We start from the raw sequence: 19,377 nt of genomic DNA, 5'->3' as shown, positions 1-19,377 counted from the left end.
CCTTTGACGGATGCGCTGGATGAGGTGGCGGAGGATTATTGCCGGAAATATCCGGTGATAAGGGTCGTACCCTTGTCTGAAAATCAGGGGTTAGGCCGGGCTTTAAATGAAGGGCTGAAGCACTGTTCTTACGATTTGGTTGCCCGTATGGATACGGATGACGTGGCAAAACCCGAACGGTTTGAAAAACAGATAGCGGTGTTTTGTGCTCATCCGGAAATGGATGTTGTCGGTGCCTGGATTGATGAATTTGAAGGGGATATCGGAAATGTAATTTCGGTAAGGAAATTGCCAGAAAAGCATTGGAAGATATTGAAGTATGCCCGGTTGCGTTGTCCGGAAAACCATCCGGTTACTATGTTTAGAAAAGAAGCCGTAATGAATGCTGGGGGATATATGCATTTTCCTTTGTTTGAGGATTATTACCTTTGGGTACGGATGTTAATGAACGGAGCCTGCTTTTATAATATACCGGAAAGCCTTTTGTATTTCCGTTTCTCTCGGGATATGTTTAAGCGTCGGGGAGGCTGGAAGTATGCAATAGATGAATACCGGTTTCAGCGGAAACTGTTAAACATGGATTTTATAGGTTATTTTCAGTTTATACAGAATGTAAGTATCCGTTTTATTTCCCGGATTATTCCTAATGGAATGCGGACAATGTTGTATAAAAGGTTATTGAGAAAACCATTACGATGATTTTTATGTAAACTTATAAACAAGGTGGATTAGATTTGACTAATAATTTGTTTATGAATAATTACGGGAATGGTGGAGTGATAGAGAGATTTGCAGTTAAACAAGAACGGATATGGAACAATTAGCAGTTGAAATTGTCGGGCTTTGCCGGGAGTACGGGGAATGCCGGGTGGAGGTGGAACGGATGGAGGAAGTCCGGAGGGTGAAAAATGCCCTGGAGAGCGTGTGTGTTGTTGCCCGGCGGAAGTTGGATATTTCGGATCCGGCATTGCTTTTGGCGTTGCTGGATGCTTACGAGGTGACGCGGGATGAGGGGATGTTGCAGGAGGTGCTGGATGTGGTTGGTCGGAATTTGGATCGCCTGGCCGTTTCGGCGGAAAGTGTGAAATTGCTGGCTTATTGTTATTATTATGTAGAGGAAGAGGAATGTGCGGAACGGGCCCGAAGAATGCTGGAGGAATTGAGGAAGATGGGAAGGGGAGAAGAAGAATTGGCGGATGCGGAGACAATTTTGGAGGAATTGACCTAAGGATTCAGCTTTAGGACGGATCCCGGGAGACTCAGGACGTGCCCCTTCGGGGGTGGGAGGAGTGTGGCTTGACGGAAAGCGGGGGATTGATTATCCGGAGGAATGGTGTATATTTGTGGTTGTAAAAGGATGCTTATGCCACAAGATTGGATTAACATACATACACATCGGCCGGGAGAGGGGGTGAATATTGTCGATCCTTGTCTGGGAAATGTGATTATGCCCGGGCAGGGGGCGGTTTACTTTTCTTTGGGAATTCATCCCATGTATATCGACGATATGGTGGAGGAAAGGTTGCAAAAGATAGAACTGGCGGCAGCAGAGGGGAAGATTGTGGCTGTCGGGGAAGCGGGGGTGGACCGGAATGCGCCTGCTCCGATGGAAGTGCAGTTGAAGCTATTCGGACGGCAGGCGGAAATTGCAGGACGGTATGGGTTACCGTTGATTATTCATGGGGTGAGGGCAATCCCGGAGTTGATTACTGCCTGTAAGAAATATCGGTCACACCAGAAATGGATTATGCACGGATTCAATAACCGACGGGAGATCCTGATGGATTTATTGCGGCATGGATTTTATATTTCCGCCGGAAGGCATGCCATGAACGAAGAGTCGCAGGTGTATCGGGTATTACCCGAAATTCCGGCAGACCGGTTGCTGATCGAAACGGATAATTCGGATTTTACGATCGGGGAAGTCTATGGGCAAGTCGCCCGTCGGAGGGGGATCGCTGTGGAAGAATTGCAGCATATTGTCCGGATGAATTTCGATCGGTTGTTTAAATTGTAATGTTATACTTTGAAATTTTATATTATGCCTGAATGGTTGAGTCGTACGGAATTGTTACTCGGGAAAGAAAGGTTGGAGAAATTGCAGCAGGCTCATGTTTTGGTGGCCGGTTTAGGAGGGGTGGGAGCATATGCTGCCGAACAGTTGTGCCGGGCCGGAATAGGCGAAATGACGATTATCGATGGGGATGTGGTGGAACTGACCAACAAGAACAGGCAATTGCCGGCTTTGGATTGTAATCTGGGAAAAGCCAAGGCGGAGATTATGGCCGGGCGGTTCCGGAATATCAATCCGGAGATTAAATTGCATGTGATTAACGATTTTATCCGGGATGACCGGATGATTGAGGTATTGAAAATGGCCCGATACGACTATATCGTGGATGCTATCGATACCTTGGCGCCGAAGATATTCCTGATTTATCATAGTCTGCAATTGGGCTTGCCTGTCGTCAGTTCGATGGGGTCGGGGGGAAAACTGGATCCTTCGAAAATTGCAGTGGCGGACATTTCGAAAAGTTATAATTGCAATCTGGCGCGTATGTTGCGTAAACGCTTGCATAAACTGGGGGTTTACAAAGGGGTGAAGGTGGTTTTTTCGTCGGAATTTACCGATCCGGAGGCTATCGTCCTGGCAGAGAGTCGGAATAAGAAGTCCAATGTAGGGACCATCTCTTATATGCCGCCTATCTTCGGGTGCTTTATCGCTTCGGTAGTGGTCCGCGATCTCATTGGAGAATAAAAAAACCGCCTGTTACGACAAGCGGTTTTTATAAAAAGTGATATTTTTTAAATCTGATCGAAATCGACGTCGAATTCTTCTTTTTGGGGGTCGGTATAGGCTGCTTTTGGAGCTTCTCCGCCGATGGCGGCTTGGATATAAGCAACGACTTCATCTAAACCTTCAGCAAACTTTTCAAAATCTTCTTTGTACAGAAAGATTTTATGCTTCTCGAAATTTTGATTCCCGTCGTTATCAAATCTCTTCTTACTTTCTGTGATTGTCAGGTAATAATCATTGTTACGAGTTGCTTTCACGTCGAAAAAATAGGTTCTTTTCCCTGCTCTCACTGCCTTGGAATAAATCTCTTCCCGATCATTGTCCATTCCTTCTTTTCTTTCGTATCCTTCCATTGTTTGTAGAAAAATTTAGTTTTATAAAATAGTTGCAATTTTGCGTTTCAAATGTAATAAAAAAAGCTTATAAAAGTAACTTTTTTTTAATTTTTTTAATCACCTCCTTTTTTGCTTCGGAAGTATGATAATTGTTAAATTCTAATTTTCATGAAAAACCGTTTCAGCGATTTTGAATAAAAACTTATCTTTGCAGGATGGAACTTATAAAATCCGTTGATTGTAGGGGTTTTAGAGAGATAAGTTCGTTTTGTCTATTTTTTAATAAATGATTCAAATGGAGATTGTTGTTAGCGGGATCAGACCCACGGGAAATTTACATTTAGGGAACTATTTCGGAGCGGTAAAAAATTTTCTGCGTTTACAGGATGAATATAAATGCTTTTTTTTCATTGCCGATTGGCATTCTTTGACGACTCATCCCCATCCGGGCGACGTGACTGCCAATGTACGGAAGATTTTATCCGAGTATTTGGCATGTGGGATCGATCCCGAAAAGGCAGCGATCTATGTACAGAGTGATGTAAAAGAAGTACTGGAACTATACCTCTACCTGAACATGAACGCTTATTTGGGAGAATTGCAGCGGGTGACTTCTTTCAAGGAAAAAGCCCGGAAACAACCGGAGAATGTGAATGCCGGACTGTTGACTTATCCGACTTTGATGGCTGCCGATATTCTGATTCACCGGGCTGATAAAGTACCGGTAGGAAAGGATCAGGAGCAGAATATGGAGATGGCCCGGAAATTTGCACGGCGTTTCAATACCATCTATGGGGTAGAATTTTTCCCGGAGCCACAGTCCTATTCCTTCGGGGGAGATGCGATTAAAGTGCCGGGGTTGGATGGATCCGGAAAGATGGGAAAATCCGAAGGAAATGCTATTTATCTGATCGACGATGCCGCTACTATCCGTAAGAAAGTGATGAAAGCGGTGACCGATAGTGGTCCTACGCAGCCCAATAGCGAAAAGCCCGAAGCTATCGCTAATCTGTTTACCATGCTGAAGATTGTATCTTCTGCAGATACTTACGATTATTTCAATGAGAAATACAATGCCTGTGAAATTCGCTATGGTGATTTGAAGAAACAGTTAGCCGAGGATATTGTGAATTTTACGTCTCCTATCCGGGAGAGAATTCTGGCCTATGCCGCCGATACGGAATATATGGATAAAGTGGCCCGGGAAGGGGCAGAAAAAGCGCGTGCCAGTGCCGATAAGACTATTCGTGAGGTGCGGAAAATCATAGGTTTTAATTAAAGACTTAAAAAATGTATGAATATATAAAAGGCCTTCTGGTGGAGGCGACGCCTGCTTACGCGGTGATCGAATGCGGCGGAGTGGGGTATTATATTAATATTTCGGTGAATACCTATTCTCAGATTGTAGCTTTGCAGCAGGTTTCCTTATATATTCATCAGATTGTCCGGGAAGATGCACTCTTGTTATACGGCTTTTTCAATAAAGAGGAAAGAACGGTTTTCCGGCAGCTGATTTCGGTTTCCGGGATCGGAGCGAATACGGCTAGTGTTATGTTGAGTTCGATGACGGTAAAAGAAATTGCCGGAGCCATCCTGACAGAGAATGTAAATGCAATCAAGAGTGTGAAGGGAATCGGGCTGAAGACGGCCCAGCGGGTGATTATCGAATTGAAAGATAAAATAGCGGTGACAGGTAGTGCCGAAGAGATGAACTTCGGCGCTTCGGTGGCCATAAAAGAAGAAGCTTTGGCTGCTTTGGTGATGCTTGGGTTTGTGAAGGCTCAGGCCAATAAAGTATTGGATAAAATTGTGGCCGGTGGAGGTGTCACCAGCGTCGAGGAGCTGATTAAACAAGCACTGAAGCAATTATAAATAAATGGGTTGCAAATCATTAGTGTGAATCGGTTTGCAAACAATGTGTGTGTGTATGCGGTATATCTTGTTATTATTTTTGATAATAACTCAGATGGTTTTTGTTTTCGGTTATCCTGCGGGAGAATCGGAGGAGCCTATTTTTTCCGGGCGGGTTGCCGGGACCGTTTCCGATACCCTGCAATTTCCGATCCGGGAGATCCGGGACAATGAAATCCGGCAGACTATTCCATCGTCGGCATTGTTTCTCAGGCAACCGTCCAATATAAAAGATACCATTATCTATGATCCGCTGACCAAGCGTTATGTCGTAGCCAGCCTGATCGGCGGAAAGTATTATTACAACCGCCCTTTTATGGAAACCTTGCAGGATCTGCTGAAAGCCCGTTCGAAAATGTCGTTGTACGAATACAACCGGAGGCAGATTCAGGAAGGGAATAAGTACGATTTCAAGAGTCTGGTTTCCGATATACAATTTTTAGACAAAATTCTGAGTCCGATTTTCGGTATCAACAAAATCCGGATCGAAGTACAGGGATCGGCAGAACTGACCTTGGGGGTCAAAACGAATAAAGTCGATAATCCGACTTTGCCTATTGATATGCGCAAAACGACTTCGCTGGATTTCGACGAGAAGATACAATTCAATATCGGCGGTAATATCGGTGATTTGGTCAATCTCGATTGGTCGTACAATACAGAGGCTACTTTCGATTATGACAATATCCTGAAACTGAACTACGAAGGGAAGGAAGACGATATCGTGAAAAAGGTGGAGGCGGGAAATGTCTCTTTACCTTTAACCGGAACGCTGATTTCGGGTGGACAGAATCTTTGGGGATTCCGGACGGACCTGCAGTTCGGTAAATTGTCCATGTCGAGTATTTTTTCGCAACAGAAGGGGGAATCTAAAGTGATTCAATTGGAGAAAGGAGCTGAAAAACAGGATTTTGAAGTATCTGCTTTGAGGTATGAAGCTAATAAACACTTTTTCCTGTCGCGTTTTTTCCGGGATCAGTACGATGCCGCCTTACAAAACTTGCCCGTAGTGAATAGTGGGGTGGTGATCACTAAAATTGAAGTATGGGTAACCAATAAAAGTTCCCGTTTCGACCGGGCCCGGAATATCGTTGCATTTACGGGTTTGGCTGAAAATAATGTCGGGGATCCGTCCAATCCGATGTTCGATGCCGGTTTGTTTCCCGCTGTTCCCGGGCAGGTATATCCCGATAATCAGAGCAATCGGCTGTATCAGACCATGGTGGATCGCTATGCAGGAATCCGGGATATCAATCAGGTTTCCGGTATTTTATCCCAGATCGGTACCGGTTTCAATTCCGGCAAGGATTATGAAAAATTGGAAAATGCCCGTTTGCTGGATCCTTCCGAATATATCCTGAATGAAAAACTGGGATATATCTCCCTGAATGCGGCCTTGAATGCGGATGAGGTATTGGCGGTCGCTTATGAATATACGGTGAGAGGGGAAATCCATACGGTGGGTGAACTGACCTCCAATGCCCCGGCTGCACCTTCGACCTTGGTGGTGAAGATGTTGAGAAGTACGACACAGAGCCCTAAAATGCCGACCTGGGATTTGATGATGAAGAATGTCTATAATATCGGTTCCTATAATCTGAGTGCCGAGGATTTTGTGTTAGACATTTTGTACCAGAATGATAAGGCCGGAACGATGGTGAATTATCTGCCGGCCGGAGATATCGATAATAAGATTTTATTGTCTGTGATGAATCTCGACCGGCTGAATACCCAGTTGGACGCGATTCCGGACGGGCGTTTCGATTATATCGAGGGGATAACGGTCTATTCCAATAAAGGGAGGATCGTTTTTCCCGTACTGGAACCATTCGGCGGGTGGCTGGAAAAGAAAATCAATCGTCCGGGAGTCGCTGGTCAGTACGTTTATAAAGACTTGTACGAAAAGACACAAAGCGAAGCGGAACAGAATGCCGAGAAGAATAAGTTTTATCTGAAAGGAAGTTACAAATCGTCATCCTCTTCCGAGATCTCCCTGGGAGGACAGGACATTGCTCAGGGCTCGGTGAAAGTACTTGCCGGTGGGGTGGAGTTGACAGAGAATATCGATTATGTGGTCGATTATACGATGGGGACTCTGAAGATTATGAACCAGTCATTGCTGGAAGCCGGTACACCGATTACGATTAAAAGTGAAAACCGTTCGATGTTCGGCATGCAAACCAAAACGCTGGTCGGGACACATCTCGACTATAAATTCAACGATAAACTGAATATCGGAGCAACGGTAATGCATATGAGCGAAAAGCCGTTGACCCATAAAGTGAATCTGGGAGAAGAACCTTTATCGAATACCATTTGGGGGTTGAACGCTACTTATAATACCGAGTCTGGTTTTCTGACCACTCTGATCGACAAATTACCTTTTGTACATACCAAAGCGAAATCCCACCTGACGATAGACACCGAGTTCGCCAGGTTTCAGCCGGGTACAGCCCGTGGAGCCGGTGGAAACGCTTACCTGGACGACTTCGAAGGAAGTAAGATTTCGTTGGATATGAAAGGGATAACACAATGGAAACTGGCTTCTACCCCTCAGGATAATCTGTTTCCGGAAGGCAAGTCGGATAGTCTGGATTACGGCTACAACCGGGCAAAATTGGCCTGGTATATTGTCGATCCTATTTTTTACCGCATGTCGACGGCGACTCCTTCCCATATCCGGGCCGACAAGGAACAACGTTCTAACCATTTTGTCCGCGAAATCCGGCAGACGGAATTGTTCCCGGATAAGGATCTGGCTGTCGGGGATGTGAATATTATTCCTGCCCTCTCGGTGGCTTACTATCCGACGGAAAAAGGTCCCTACAACTTTACGACCGATGTCGACCGGGACGGTAAACTGCGTAATCCGGAGAAACGGTGGGGAGGAATGATGCGGAGTATCACTACCAGTGATTTCGAAACAGCCAACGTGCAGTATATCGAAATCTGGCTGATGGATCCTTTTGTATATGACAATCGGCACAAAGGCGGAGATGTATATTTCGATTTAGGTAATGTGTCGGAGGATATTTTGAAAGACGGCCGGAAAGCTTTTGAAAATGGACTGCCTGCCGGACCGGATATCCGTCATGTGGATACCACCCGCTGGGGACGAGTGCCGGGTGTACAGTCGATAACCAATGGATTCGATAATAACAGCCAGGCCCGGCGGTATCAGGATGTGGGGCTGGACGGGATGAACGATGAAGATGAGCGGATATTTTACGCAGCTTATCTGGAGACCTTGCGCCGGACTTTCGGAGAAAATTCGAAAGTATACCGGGAGGCCTGGAACGATCCGGCGGGGGATAATTATCATTTCTTCCGGGGATCGGATTACGATGCTTTGGAAACACCTGTATTGGAGCGCTATAAACAGTATAACGGGACGGAGGGTAACTCACCGACAGCCGATATGTCGCCCGAATCTTATCCGACAGCAGCCACCACCTTGCCTGATGTGGAAGATATCAACGGAGACAATACCCTGAATGAGACAGAAGCTTTTTTCCGCTATCACCTGGAACTCCGGCCGGAGAAAATGAAAGTCGGCGAAAATTTTATCACCAACATAACGACCTCTAGTGTCGAATTGCCTAATGGATCAACCGAGGAGATCAAATGGTATCAGATCAAAATACCGCTTTCGGCACATGAATCGGATTACGGGGGAATTTCCGATTTTAAATCTATCCGTTTTATGCGGATGCTGATGCGGGGGTTTCAGGATAGTATCGTGTTGAGAATGGCCGGTCTGGATTTGGTAAGAGACAATTGGCGGAAATACGAAGGAGCACTCGATGGACAGTTGACTTCGTCTACCAGGACGGTTTTCGACATTTCGGTGGTCAATTTGGAAGAAAATGCTTCCCGGACACCGGTAAATTACGTGATGCCCCCTGAAATAGAACGGGTTGTGGATGCTTCTAATCCACAGTTGAGGGAACTGAATGAACAGGCATTGGCATTGAAAGTGATCGATCTGCCCGAAAATGATTCCCGGGCGGTATATAAGATGTTCGGCAAGGATCTGTTGCGGTATAAAACCCTGAAAATGGATGTGCATGCCGAGGCTGTCGAAGGATATCCCTTGCAGGACGACGAACTGACCTTGTTTTTGCGTTTGGGTAATGATAACGTAAACAACTACTATGAGTATGAGATTCCTTTAAAATTGACCTCACCCGGTTACTATACCTCCGATTATACCGGTAGGGAAGGGGTTTGGCCGTCGGCTAACCGGATTGAAATGCCGTTGAGCTGGTTTCAGACTTTGAAACAGAAAAGAAATACCGAATTGCGGACCGGAGACGGAGAGATCGATTACAGTGAAGTATACGAAATGTTGGTCGGAACGTTGGATCCGAATGCCGATATAGACAAATTGAATCATAAAGTCAGAGTGAAGGGTAAACCGACCTTAGGCAATGTAAAAAATATCGTGATCGGTATCCGTAATCCACAGGGAGAATCCAGCAAAGGCGAGCGTTCGGCCGAAGTATGGGTCAACGAACTTCGTTTGTCGGATTTCGATAACAAAGGAGGTTGGGCGGCTAATGCCCGGATTACGGCAAAATTAGCCGATGTGGCGACGATCAGTTTTGCCGGTAGCCGGATGACTCCCGGGTTTGGCAGTATCGAGCAGCATGCTGCTGAGATCGAAAGGGAGGATTTCCGTTCGATCGATTTTTCTACCAGTGTCGAATTCGGTAAGTTCTTTCCGGAAAGGTGGCGGTTGAGGATTCCGATGTATTATGCTTATTCGCGACAATCGACTTTACCGGAATACGATCCCCTCGATTCGGATATCCCTTTGGAGGTAGCCCTGGATAATGCAGCGAACCGGCATTTGCGCGATTCGATCAAACGTAATGCGGAAGATTATGTGATGCGCAAAAGCCTTAATTTTACGAACGTAGGGATAGAAAGTAAAGACGGTAAATCGCATTTTTTCGATTGGTCGAATCTGTCTCTGACTTATTCTTATAATAAATCCTTTGCCCGTAATGTCAACCTGGAAAGAGACCTGGAAAAAAATTACCGGGGACTGATCAGTTATATCTACAACGGGATGCCTCCAATAGTGGAGCCTTTCAAAAAATCGAAATCCAAGACATTGAATTCGAAATATTTGCGGTTGATCAAAGACTTTAATTTTTATTATATGCCTTCGATGTTTTCGATTACTTCGGATATTACCCGGAATTACCGGGAGGTGAAATCGAAGAATCTGGATAATCCGAATTTATTGATCGAACCTACTTATGATAAGGATTTTATGTGGACCCGGGATTATGCCTTTAAATTTAATCTGACCCGGAATCTGGTGGTCGATTTTCATGCGACGACACAGGCACGTATCGATGAGCCGGAGGGGATCGTCGACCGGCAGAGGGACCCCGAACGTTATCAGCAATGGAAAGATACCGTATGGAACAATATCCTCGACGGTGGGCGTCCGGTAAATTATAATCATGACTTTTCGGTCCAATATACCGTACCGGTCAATAAGTTACCATTTTTGGACTGGACCTCTTTGCAGCTAGGCTATTCGACCCGATACGATTGGCAGGCAGCTGCGGTGACAGCCGATTCGACGAATCTGGGGAATGTGATCCGGAATGCGAGTGCTTTGCAGATGAACGGAGATTTATCGTTGACATCACTTTACAATAAGTCTAAATTTTTGAGAGAAATGATACGGCCGCCCCGGAAACAGCGAGGGAAGAACGTGAAGTTCGAAACCGGAATGGATAAAGTACAAAAAGGAAAACCGGTCGTTGTACGGCATCGGTTGAAGACCGGCGATATACAAGCCCGCTTGACGGCTGCCGATGGAAAAAATATCAAATTGGGATATGAGTCGGTCGGTAGGAACAAGATCCGGATCAATTCTTCCGAGACTCTGGAAGGAGGTAAGTTGCTCGTGACCGGAACGGAAACTCCACATGCCGGGGTGGGAAATGCGGTTGCCCGTTTTTTTGTAGGGATATTGACCGGATTCAAGACGCTGAGTGTCGGGTATTCGGAAGATAAAGGGACGACATTACCCGGTTTCCTGCCGGAAGCCCGCTGGCTCGGACAACAGAGCTATAACGGAAGTTCCGCTCCCGGGTTTAAGTTCCTGTTCGGCAGTCAGGATGAGAATTTCGGGTTGAAGGCGGCCGGGAAAGGATGGATAACCACCGATTCGACCCAAAATAATCCTTTCCTGATGAATGCTTCCCGTACGGTTTATGTGAGGGCTTTGTTCGAGCCGATAAAGAAATTGCGGGTTAACCTGACTTCGAATTGGAGCCGTTCCCGGAATAGCAGTGAATATATCGTTTATGACGGAGCCGATTTTCAGTCGCTCAATAAGATGTATTCCGGTAATTTCAGTATGTCGGCGATCGGACTGAAATCAGCTTTTTATAGTGTCGGGAATAATCCGGAGGCTTCGGCGGCTGTATATAACGAATTTCTGGAAGAACGGAAAAGAGTGGCCGCTCAACTGGCGAAACAGCGTTATGGGGCCGGTTATAATAAAGGAGATATTCCCTTACGTGATGCCAAAGGGCAGCTGACCGGTTTTTACGATGGATACGGGCCTACCTCACAGGACGTATTGATCGGTGCTTTCAACCGGACTTATGCTTCCAGTAAACATGACGGCCTGATTCCCGGGATTTGGGCGATGCGTCCGAATTGGAGGGTGGTGTATACCGGTTTGATCGATTTCGCCTTTATGAAAAAAGTATTCAAATCGATCAGTGTCAACCACAATTATATCTGTAAATACAATATCGGCTCGTTTGCCTCTAATCTGAAATATGCCGAAGATGCCCGGGACCTGCAAGACAATTGGATGTCACTGTTCGATGTGAATCTGGTTTCGATCAACGAACAATTCAATCCTCTGATCAGCATGGATATGGTGTGGGCCAACAATCTGACCACCCATTGGGATATCAACCGTCGCCGGGATGTGAGCCTGAGCCTGGTAAACGCTCAGTTGTCGGAAACCTCTGGCAACGAGATCGTTTTGGGACTGGGATACCGGTTTGGAAATCTTCCTATCTTCCTAAAAAATAAGCAGCTGAACAACGATATCAATGTACAGTTCGATTTCAGTATCCGGAAAAACAATACCATTATCCGAAGAATAACCGAAAATGTAGATCAGTTGACGGCAGGGGAGAAAGTGATGTCTATCAAAGTATCCGCGGACTATACGTTTAATAACCGGTTGAATTTAAGGTTGTTTTATGACCGGAAAGTTGATACTCCTTATCTCTCTCTTTCCTATCCTACCACCAATACCAATTTCGGTTTGAGTATCCGGTATACATTGATGCAGTAGAAGGGCCGGCTTGTAGAATTTTTTCAGGATATGGCTAACCGAAAGTATTAAATTTGTCTGGCTTGCATTATCTTTGTAGGAAATTAAATGAGAAGATATGGAAATAAAGATTTTTGTAAATAATCCGTGGCAGGAGAATACGGTGGTTTTATATGACCGGACGGGGGAAGCCGTGATCATCGATTGCGGATGTTTTAGCGGTGAGGAAGAACGAAGATTGCAGGATTTTCTGTCGCAAAAGAAGTTGAAACCCGTGGCTTTGTTGGATACTCATTTGCATATCGATCATATCTTCGGGAATAATTTTATAAAAAATACGTATGGGCTGAGTGCTCAGGCCTCGGATGAAGATAATTTTTTAATCGAGAACGCTGTAGAGTATGCCGCTATGCTCGGAGTTACGGGGATTACACCGCCGCCTGCCGTTGGGAAGTTTTTGAAAGACGGTGATCGGGTTCATTTCGGAGAGTCGGAATTGGAAGTGATTGCTGTAGGCGGGCATTCGCCGGGAGGACTTTGTTATTATAGTTCTGCCGATCGGTTATTGATTGCCGGAGATGTGTTATTTGCCGGAAGTGTCGGCCGTTCGGATTTGCCTGGAGGAAATGCACGGGTACTGATAGAAGGCATTCGTAGAAAGTTATTGTGCTTACCCGATGAAGTAAAAGTGATGCCGGGACATGGGCCGGCAACTACCATCGGAGAGGAAAAAAGATACAATCCCTTTTTAAATTAAACGGTATGAAAATAGGAATTATAGTGGCCATGGGGGGGGAATTCCGCTTGGTGGAAGCTTTGTTGAGCGGGAAAAACGAGCAGGAAATACGGGGGTACCGTTATGTGACCGGACAGTTGGGGGAGAAGGAAATCGTCTTGACACAATGTGGTATCGGTAAGGTATGTGCAGCTGTCGGGACTGTCGAGATGATCCGGTATTTTTCGCCCGATTATATACTGAATACCGGAGTAGCCGGAGGGATTGATGCCCGGCTGAGGGTGATGGATATGGTCGTGGGGAAAGAAGTGGTATACCACGATGTGTGGTGTGGGACAGGTAACGAAATGGGACAGGTACAAGGTATGCCTGCACGTTACAAGGCGGACAGAAAGTTATTGAGTGCGGCATTGTCGGTTACAAGTGATATTGCGTTATGTGAAGGACTGATTTGTAGTGGGGACCGGTTTATTACCGACCGGGTAGCTTTGGAAGGTATAAAAGAGAATTTCCCGGAGGGATTGGCCGTCGATATGGAAAGCGGAGCGATCGCACAGGTGTGTCATATGTATGCGACGCCTTTTTTGAGTTGCCGGATAATCAGCGATACGCCCGGGCAAGTAGAAAATCATGCTTTGCAATATCAGGATTTCTGGACTGCTGCGCCTGAAAAATCTTTTGAAATCTTGAAGCAGCTGGTGAATCAGGTTACTGAATAATCAACTAAAATCATAAATCATGAAAAAAATACCGAGCTTTTCAATCGATCATATTCATTTGTTGAGGGGAATATATGTCTCCCGTAAGGATTATCTGGGGGATCAGGTGGTGACGACTTTCGATATCCGGATGAAAGAACCCAATCGTGAACCTGCCTTAGGGTATGGTGAATTGCATACGATAGAACATTTAGCGGCAACTTTTCTGAGGAATCATCCGGTATGGGGAGAACGGATCGTTTTCTGGGGCCCGATGGGTTGCTGTACAGGAAATTATTTCCTGATGAAAGGAGATTTGCAGGCGAAAGATATTGTGGAACTGATGCGGGAAACATTTCGGTTTATCCGTGACTTCGAGGGGGAAGTTCCGGGAGCCGCTCCCCGGGATTGCGGGAATTATTTGCTGCATAATTTGCCTATGGCTAAATATGAAGCCGATAAATATTTAAGAGAGGTATTGGAGGTCATAGAAGAAAAAAATATGGTGTATCCTGAATAATATTCCGCTAATTGATTATATTTGTGATTATGTAGAAAACAAAGGTATATCTACATTAGATACGAGTAACGCGATTTTACAGTAAACGAAACCGCCAATTTTCAAACTGAACGTAAAATCGGATTATACTCACGTGCTATGCGTGGGCTTTTCCGATTTGGTTCAGTAGGTGCTTGGCGGTGCCTGTTTACTCAAATCAAAAGCTCCACGCATTTTTAATGAGGAGGAGCTGTAAAGACGGTTGCCTATGGAAAATCTTCCTCTTATTTTTAAACGGTATACTTCCGAAAACGGAGGTAAGGAATTATTGGGGGCGGTGGAGTTGAGGCTCGAATTGCCCGGAGAAACGGATGTTCGGTTGGGGATAACGGCTATTACTTTTCTGGTGGACTGGGGGGACGGTGAATCCGATCATTCGGCAGCGCATCATTATGAACAGGCCGGATACTATCGGGTGCGGGTGGTGGGTACAGCTATCAGTCAGTTGGATGTATCCAAATGCCATCTAACCGAATTGAAGCTGGATAAGTGTCCCTTGCTGGAAAATCTGAACTGTGCTTATAATCGGTTGATCACGCTCGAATTGGTTTGTTGTCCGAAGCTGAAACTTTTGAATTGTTCCGGGAATCGGTTATCGGTGTTGCGTTCAAGATGTAACCGGGAACTGGTGTATCTGGACTGTAGCGACAATGTTTTGCAAAGTCTGGAGTTGGATGCTTGTCCGGATCTGCTGTACTTATTTTGTTTTTCGAATCGGTTGCATTCCTTGTACCTGGGTGGGTGCGACGGCCTGGTCTGTGTAGATATCGGTGGTAATGGTTTCGAGGCAGAGGCGTTGAATCAGCTTTTTAGTTCTTTACCTGCTTTTACCGAAGGAAGAGAGGCCACTATCCGGTTCGAACAGCACAATGGAAGTGAGCGGAAGTGCCGGATGGAACTTCTGCACGCTAAAGGCTGGAAAGTGGTCTGAACTTTATTCCGGTTGCAGATCGACAGGTTTATAGTTTTGCCGGTCGAGACGGTCGGTGGTGTTGGCACAATGAATTCCCCGGTCTTTCATGGCTTTGTTTTTGCCGATATGTGTTTCGGGAAATTTCCCGTTTTTCCTGAATAATATATTGATACCCAGGCCTACTAAAGCCAGACCTAAGAGAATGGCAACGATGATGAAGATGGTAAATAGCATAATATTACTTTTAGTTGTTTATACAAAGTTACTGTATAAAAAGAAAGGATTAAACATTACTTCTGGAAAAAAAAACTTAAAATGTAGTTTTGTTTCTTAGGATTTTTCTACATTTGAAACGTGAAAGGCGGCAAAGCGTGGTTGTAACCGGGAATAATCCGGAGAAAAAGTTAAGTTCAATAAACATTTCTGAATATTAAATTTATTTGATGATGGAAGAATACGGAAAAAATGAGGGATTTGACATGAATGAAGACCGGGAAGAGGTTTATTCAAAGGCAGTGAAAGCCGGCAAAAGAACTTATTTCTTTGATGTAAAGGCTACACGTAACAATGACTACTACCTGACCATTACAGAGAGTAAAAAGAAATTCGATAAAGATGGTGTTTCGAGCTATGAGAAACATAAAATTTTCTTGTACAAGGAAGATTTCGAGAAGTTTGCCGAAGGATTGGAAGATGCTGTTGCTGTCGTAAAATCTGCTTTAGAAGGGAAATTACCTGAAACTAATTAAAAAAGTAAAAAGTAAAAGGTAAAAAGTGTTCATCGCATTTTTTACCTTTTACCTTTTATTATTACCTTTTACTTTGTAATATGGCTAAGAAAGAAGTAGTTCAAGATATTTTTAATGATATCGCCCCGAAATACGATTTGCTGAATCATCTGTTGTCGATGAATATCGACAAGGGGTGGAGACGGAAAGCGATGAGCTGCATCGGAGAACAGGAGAAGGGATGCTTATTGGATGTTGCCTGTGGTACAGGTGATTTTTCTATTGCAGCGCACCGGGCCGGAGTGAAGCAAGTGACGGGAATAGATATCTCGGAAAATATGGTGGAGATCGGAAAGAAAAAGGTCGGCGATCTGCATCTTGCTGATGCCATTGAGTTGAAGACCGGGGATTGCGAACATATGGAGTTTGCAACCGGGATGTTCGATGTGGTGACGGTGGCTTTCGGTGTGCGTAATTTCGAGCATCTGGAGTTGGGATTACAGGAAATGTACAGGGTATTGAAAACGGGGGGGAAAGTGATTATTCTCGAGTTCTCTATGCCGGAGCATTTTCCGATGAAACAGTTGTACCGCTTTTATTTTTGTCATATTCTTCCGACGATCGGGGGATGGATTTCAGGGAATAAAGGAGCCTATACTTATCTGCCCGAATCGGTAATGAAATTTCCTCAGGGCGAAACGTTCCTGCAAATTATGCGGGACTGTGGTTTTCAGCATCCGGTCCGGCGGAAACTGAGCTTCGGTATCGCCAGCTTGTATGTCGGAGAAAAATGATTTTTTCGTCGGTCAAAAATGGAAAGCTCCCCAACCGGCCAAAAGTGTAAACAGCAGAGTAGAAAGGGATAATACTTTCAATTGCGGGTCCAACTCGCGACCTTCCGCTTGGACTACTTTTTTCAAATGGATCAGAAAGAGAGGGAGGGTGAACCAAAAGATAAAATGAAAAGGCCTGAATCCGCATAAGCCCATATAGCTACTCATTGCAACGAATGCTCCGATGATCAGGCAGAAATGATATACTTTGGCTTTGGAGATCCCCAGTATCACCGGTAAAGTACGTTTACCACAAAGCCGGTCGTTTTCGATATCGCGCATATTATTCAGGTTCAATACACCTGTCGATAACAGACCGACAGCAGTGGCAGGTAGAAAGATACTGATCGATAACCGATGAGTCATTAGAAAATAGGCCCCGCAGACACTGAGTAATCCGAAAAATAAAAAGACAAAGACATCTCCCAGACCATGATAGCCGTAAGCATTTTTGCCGACCGTGTATTTGATGGCGGCAACGATCGAAGCGGCTCCCAGCATCAGCATAATCAGTCCGTCTGTGCTCAGCAAACTTTCAAAAGCGGTGGAGACCAGAGCAGTCCCGGATAAAACGGATAGCAGGACGAAAAGTAAAATCGTTCGTTTAAATTCTTTCAGGGACAGGGCTCCCGACTGAATGCTCCGGATGGGGCCCAAACGCTCCTCATTATCCGTACCTTTTTGTAGGTCACCTAATTCGTTGGCCAGGTTGGATAAAATTTGAAGACAAAGGGTGGTCACTACTGCTAATAGAAAAGGAGCCCAGTTGAAATAACCTTCCGAGGCAGCTAAAAGAGTTCCTAAAAAGATTCCGGATAAAGAAAGAGGTAAAGTCCTCAATCGAAAACTGGCGATATAATATTTTATTTTAGACATTTTAAGGGAATAAATATGCTGTCGATAATCGGGAAACAAAATTACAAATAATTTCGGGAGATGAAAAAGAGAGTTGAAAAGAGTTGCTGAGTTATTGAGTTGCAAAGGAGGGGGAGAGTTGATAAAAAAGATTCGAGTTGTTGGAGAGGGGGGAGTGGAAGATAGGGTTTGAAAGGGGACTGATCCTTGAAAGTTTACAAATTTTTGATGGGTGAACCTTCGGAATAGAATCCGGAAGGTAGTTCCGCTAATCAGAACCGAAGGTTCTCCAATCAGAGGCCTCGCCGATCAGGCTTGAAAAGCCGTCAGTCTTATAGGTTTGTCCGGTTGATCGGCATGGTCATACAACGGGCGCCACCGCCACCGCGGGGAAGTTCGGAGCCGTCGATGGTAATTACATATTTTTCGTAAGCACCCGGATTGACTTTGCCGTCGATGAAGTCATTGGCCCGGATGATTTCGAATCCTGCATGATTCATGGCTTCCATCGTGTAATTGTTGCGGGCATATCCCAGGACCTGACCAGGACCGACGGCGAAGAAATTGGCTCCGCTATGCCATTGTTCGCGTTCCTGATTCCAGTCGTCGCTACCACCACAAAGTACGGGCTCCAGATCCATACCCAGTTTTTTCAGGGCAGAGAGTAAGTTCTTTTCACTGCGGATACTCTGGAGTTTTCCATTCTGGATCTTGATGTGGACGGTTTGATAGCTTCCCGGATTCAGAATCAGCGGTTCGAAAGCCATACATTTATCCTGATCTAATAAGGTAAATACCATATCCAGATGGATGAAGGATTCCGGTGTATGAGGCAGTTGCTGCACAATAATATGTTGTGCTTTTTCACTTTTCCGGCGAATAAACTCGTTGATCAGCATATCGATCGCCTGGGTGCTGGTACGGGCACCGTTTCCGATAACTAAAATATCGTCGCGGGCAATCAAAACGTCACCACCTTCTATGGTACGTACTCTTTGAGTACTACCGGAAATGGGAGGAATAGTCAGCGTTTGAGTTTTAAATTCGGGTGTAAAATCGAAAATAGACTGCATGATCACCGATTCCCGGTCACGAATGGAATTGGCCATACGACCGATCAACACTTCGTTGTACATACTCATAGAAGCATCACGGGTGAAAAAGAAATTGTGCATGGGACGTAATGCAAACCAGTCTTTACTCAAAAACTTCGTCAGATTGTCCTTGACCATTTCTACTCCTTCGATCAATAGGCGGGAAAGATTTTCTGCATTTTCTTCCAGTAATTGTTCTTTCAGGCTGCCTTTCGGAGATTTTTCACCGATAAACGGTTCGATCCGCTCGATCCGGTCGAGCACTTCCTGTTTGATCTTATCGTCTTTCAGAATATTACACAACAGGTCTTTGACTTCATAAGTCTTCGTCAGTTTGGATAAAACTCCCGAAATTTGTTTGTATTCTTTCCGGGCAATCGAAAGATTGATAATATCACTGTATAAAGCTCTTTCAGCATTTTCGGGGGTCATGTTTTCTACTTCTTCGCCGGGAGTATGGATGATGACTCCGTTTAATTTCCCGATTTCTGACTGAACGTTTACTTCAACGATTGGATTCATATGATTATAATTTATTTTTTGCAGTTATATGAAACTACTCTGTCCCTTATCTGTTTCAGATACATGACATTC

At 45.0% G+C, this 19,377-nt stretch carries 17 protein-coding genes; 13 read left to right on the top strand and 4 right to left on the bottom strand.

Annotation, left to right across the window (positions count from 1 at the left end):
• From WS42_RS07765 to WS42_RS07750, 4 genes are all read left to right on the top strand, one after another.
• A partial coding sequence (locus WS42_RS07765; protein ID WP_046450947.1) for a glycosyltransferase occupies positions 1-699 on the top strand: 699 nt, incomplete at its 5' end.
• Between the two features lie 112 nt (positions 700-811).
• Positions 812-1,228, top strand: a complete 417-nt coding sequence (locus WS42_RS07760) for a hypothetical protein (RefSeq protein WP_046450946.1) — start codon at positions 812-814, stop codon at positions 1,226-1,228.
• Positions 1,229-1,363: 135 nt separating this feature from the next.
• On the top strand, positions 1,364-2,017 hold the full coding sequence (locus tag WS42_RS07755; protein ID WP_046450945.1) for a TatD family hydrolase: 654 nt from the start codon (positions 1,364-1,366) through the stop codon (positions 2,015-2,017).
• Between the two features lie 24 nt (positions 2,018-2,041).
• Positions 2,042-2,758 (top strand): tRNA threonylcarbamoyladenosine dehydratase, encoded by a 717-nt coding sequence (locus WS42_RS07750; protein ID WP_013610496.1) that lies wholly within the window; start codon positions 2,042-2,044, stop codon positions 2,756-2,758.
• Positions 2,759-2,805: 47 nt separating this feature from the next.
• On the opposite strand, the gene WS42_RS07745 is transcribed toward WS42_RS07750, so the two are convergent.
• Positions 2,806-3,150: a DUF3276 family protein gene (locus tag WS42_RS07745; RefSeq protein WP_022159616.1), complete on the bottom strand. Its 345-nt coding sequence runs from the start codon at positions 3,148-3,150 to the stop codon at positions 2,806-2,808.
• 277 nt (positions 3,151-3,427) lie between these two features.
• On the opposite strand from WS42_RS07745, the gene trpS reads away from it, so the two are divergent.
• From trpS to WS42_RS15450, 7 genes are all read left to right on the top strand, one after another.
• Positions 3,428-4,411: a tryptophan--tRNA ligase gene (gene trpS / locus WS42_RS07740; RefSeq protein ID WP_013610498.1), complete on the top strand. Its 984-nt coding sequence runs from the start codon at positions 3,428-3,430 to the stop codon at positions 4,409-4,411.
• A gap of 11 nt (positions 4,412-4,422) precedes the next feature.
• Positions 4,423-5,004: a Holliday junction branch migration protein RuvA gene (ruvA, locus tag WS42_RS07735; protein WP_022159617.1), complete on the top strand. Its 582-nt coding sequence runs from the start codon at positions 4,423-4,425 to the stop codon at positions 5,002-5,004.
• A 94-nt stretch (positions 5,005-5,098) separates the two neighbouring features.
• Positions 5,099-12,388: a T9SS outer membrane translocon Sov/SprA gene (gene sov, locus WS42_RS07730; protein ID WP_286728445.1), complete on the top strand. Its 7,290-nt coding sequence runs from the start codon at positions 5,099-5,101 to the stop codon at positions 12,386-12,388.
• Between the two features lie 97 nt (positions 12,389-12,485).
• On the top strand, positions 12,486-13,124 hold the full coding sequence (locus tag WS42_RS07725) for an MBL fold metallo-hydrolase (protein ID WP_046404233.1): 639 nt from the start codon (positions 12,486-12,488) through the stop codon (positions 13,122-13,124).
• Between the two features lie 5 nt (positions 13,125-13,129).
• A complete protein-coding gene (locus WS42_RS07720) occupies positions 13,130-13,822 on the top strand; it encodes a 5'-methylthioadenosine/adenosylhomocysteine nucleosidase (protein WP_046450943.1) in 693 nt (230 codons plus the stop codon).
• Between the two features lie 19 nt (positions 13,823-13,841).
• Entirely contained in the window at positions 13,842-14,321 is a 480-nt protein-coding gene (locus WS42_RS07715; protein ID WP_022159621.1) for an S-ribosylhomocysteine lyase, read from the top strand.
• 247 nt (positions 14,322-14,568) lie between these two features.
• Positions 14,569-15,291 carry a leucine-rich repeat domain-containing protein gene (locus WS42_RS15450; protein ID WP_286728444.1) on the top strand — a complete coding sequence of 241 codons (723 nt, stop codon included), beginning with the start codon at positions 14,569-14,571 and terminating at the stop codon, positions 15,289-15,291.
• A 3-nt stretch (positions 15,292-15,294) separates the two neighbouring features.
• On the opposite strand, the gene WS42_RS07705 is transcribed toward WS42_RS15450, so the two are convergent.
• Positions 15,295-15,507 (bottom strand): hypothetical protein, encoded by a 213-nt coding sequence (locus WS42_RS07705; protein WP_013610506.1) that lies wholly within the window; start codon positions 15,505-15,507, stop codon positions 15,295-15,297.
• 212 nt (positions 15,508-15,719) lie between these two features.
• Here WS42_RS07705 and WS42_RS07700 point away from each other — a divergent pair, with 212 nt between their 5' ends.
• On the top strand, positions 15,720-16,022 hold the full coding sequence (locus tag WS42_RS07700; RefSeq protein WP_013610507.1) for a DUF3276 family protein: 303 nt from the start codon (positions 15,720-15,722) through the stop codon (positions 16,020-16,022).
• An 80-nt stretch (positions 16,023-16,102) separates the two neighbouring features.
• On the top strand, positions 16,103-16,795 hold the full coding sequence (gene ubiE / locus WS42_RS07695) for a bifunctional demethylmenaquinone methyltransferase/2-methoxy-6-polyprenyl-1,4-benzoquinol methylase UbiE (protein WP_022159623.1): 693 nt from the start codon (positions 16,103-16,105) through the stop codon (positions 16,793-16,795).
• Positions 16,796-16,807: 12 nt separating this feature from the next.
• Here ubiE and menA read toward each other — a convergent pair whose 3' ends face one another.
• Positions 16,808-17,710, bottom strand: a complete 903-nt coding sequence (gene menA / locus WS42_RS07690; RefSeq protein ID WP_046450942.1) for a 1,4-dihydroxy-2-naphthoate octaprenyltransferase — start codon at positions 17,708-17,710, stop codon at positions 16,808-16,810.
• A 311-nt stretch (positions 17,711-18,021) separates the two neighbouring features.
• Positions 18,022-19,305, bottom strand: a complete 1,284-nt coding sequence (locus tag WS42_RS07685; RefSeq protein WP_013610510.1) for an arginine deiminase — start codon at positions 19,303-19,305, stop codon at positions 18,022-18,024.
• Positions 19,306-19,377 lie beyond the last annotated feature (72 nt).

The organism is Odoribacter sp. N54.MGS-14 (assembly GCF_000980295.1).
Taxonomy (GTDB): Bacteria; Bacteroidota; Bacteroidia; order Bacteroidales; family Marinifilaceae; genus Odoribacter; species Odoribacter splanchnicus.
This window is presented reverse-complemented; position numbering and strand designations above follow the sequence as displayed.

Bases quoted from the DNA above. Each gene is read 5' to 3' on its own strand.
- WS42_RS07715 (WP_022159621.1), top strand. From the start codon at position 13,842: ATGAAAAAAATACCGAGCTTTTCAATCGATCATATTCATTTGTTGAGG.
- WS42_RS15450 (WP_286728444.1), top strand. From the start codon at position 14,569: ATGGAAAATCTTCCTCTTATTTTTAAACGGTATACTTCCGAAAACGGA.
- WS42_RS07750 (WP_013610496.1), top strand. From the start codon at position 2,042: ATGCCTGAATGGTTGAGTCGTACGGAATTGTTACTCGGGAAAGAAAGG.
- WS42_RS07685 (WP_013610510.1), bottom strand. From the start codon at position 19,305: ATGAATCCAATCGTTGAAGTAAACGTTCAGTCAGAAATCGGGAAATTA.
- trpS (WP_013610498.1), top strand. From the start codon at position 3,428: ATGGAGATTGTTGTTAGCGGGATCAGACCCACGGGAAATTTACATTTA.
- WS42_RS07705 (WP_013610506.1), bottom strand. From the start codon at position 15,507: ATGCTATTTACCATCTTCATCATCGTTGCCATTCTCTTAGGTCTGGCT.
- menA (WP_046450942.1), bottom strand. From the start codon at position 17,710: ATGTCTAAAATAAAATATTATATCGCCAGTTTTCGATTGAGGACTTTA.
- ruvA (WP_022159617.1), top strand. From the start codon at position 4,423: ATGTATGAATATATAAAAGGCCTTCTGGTGGAGGCGACGCCTGCTTAC.
- WS42_RS07745 (WP_022159616.1), bottom strand. From the start codon at position 3,150: ATGGAAGGATACGAAAGAAAAGAAGGAATGGACAATGATCGGGAAGAG.
- WS42_RS07720 (WP_046450943.1), top strand. From the start codon at position 13,130: ATGAAAATAGGAATTATAGTGGCCATGGGGGGGGAATTCCGCTTGGTG.
- WS42_RS07725 (WP_046404233.1), top strand. From the start codon at position 12,486: ATGGAAATAAAGATTTTTGTAAATAATCCGTGGCAGGAGAATACGGTG.
- WS42_RS07760 (WP_046450946.1), top strand. From the start codon at position 812: ATGGAACAATTAGCAGTTGAAATTGTCGGGCTTTGCCGGGAGTACGGG.
- ubiE (WP_022159623.1), top strand. From the start codon at position 16,103: ATGGCTAAGAAAGAAGTAGTTCAAGATATTTTTAATGATATCGCCCCG.
- sov (WP_286728445.1), top strand. From the start codon at position 5,099: ATGGTTTTTGTTTTCGGTTATCCTGCGGGAGAATCGGAGGAGCCTATT.
- WS42_RS07700 (WP_013610507.1), top strand. From the start codon at position 15,720: ATGGAAGAATACGGAAAAAATGAGGGATTTGACATGAATGAAGACCGG.
- WS42_RS07755 (WP_046450945.1), top strand. From the start codon at position 1,364: ATGCCACAAGATTGGATTAACATACATACACATCGGCCGGGAGAGGGG.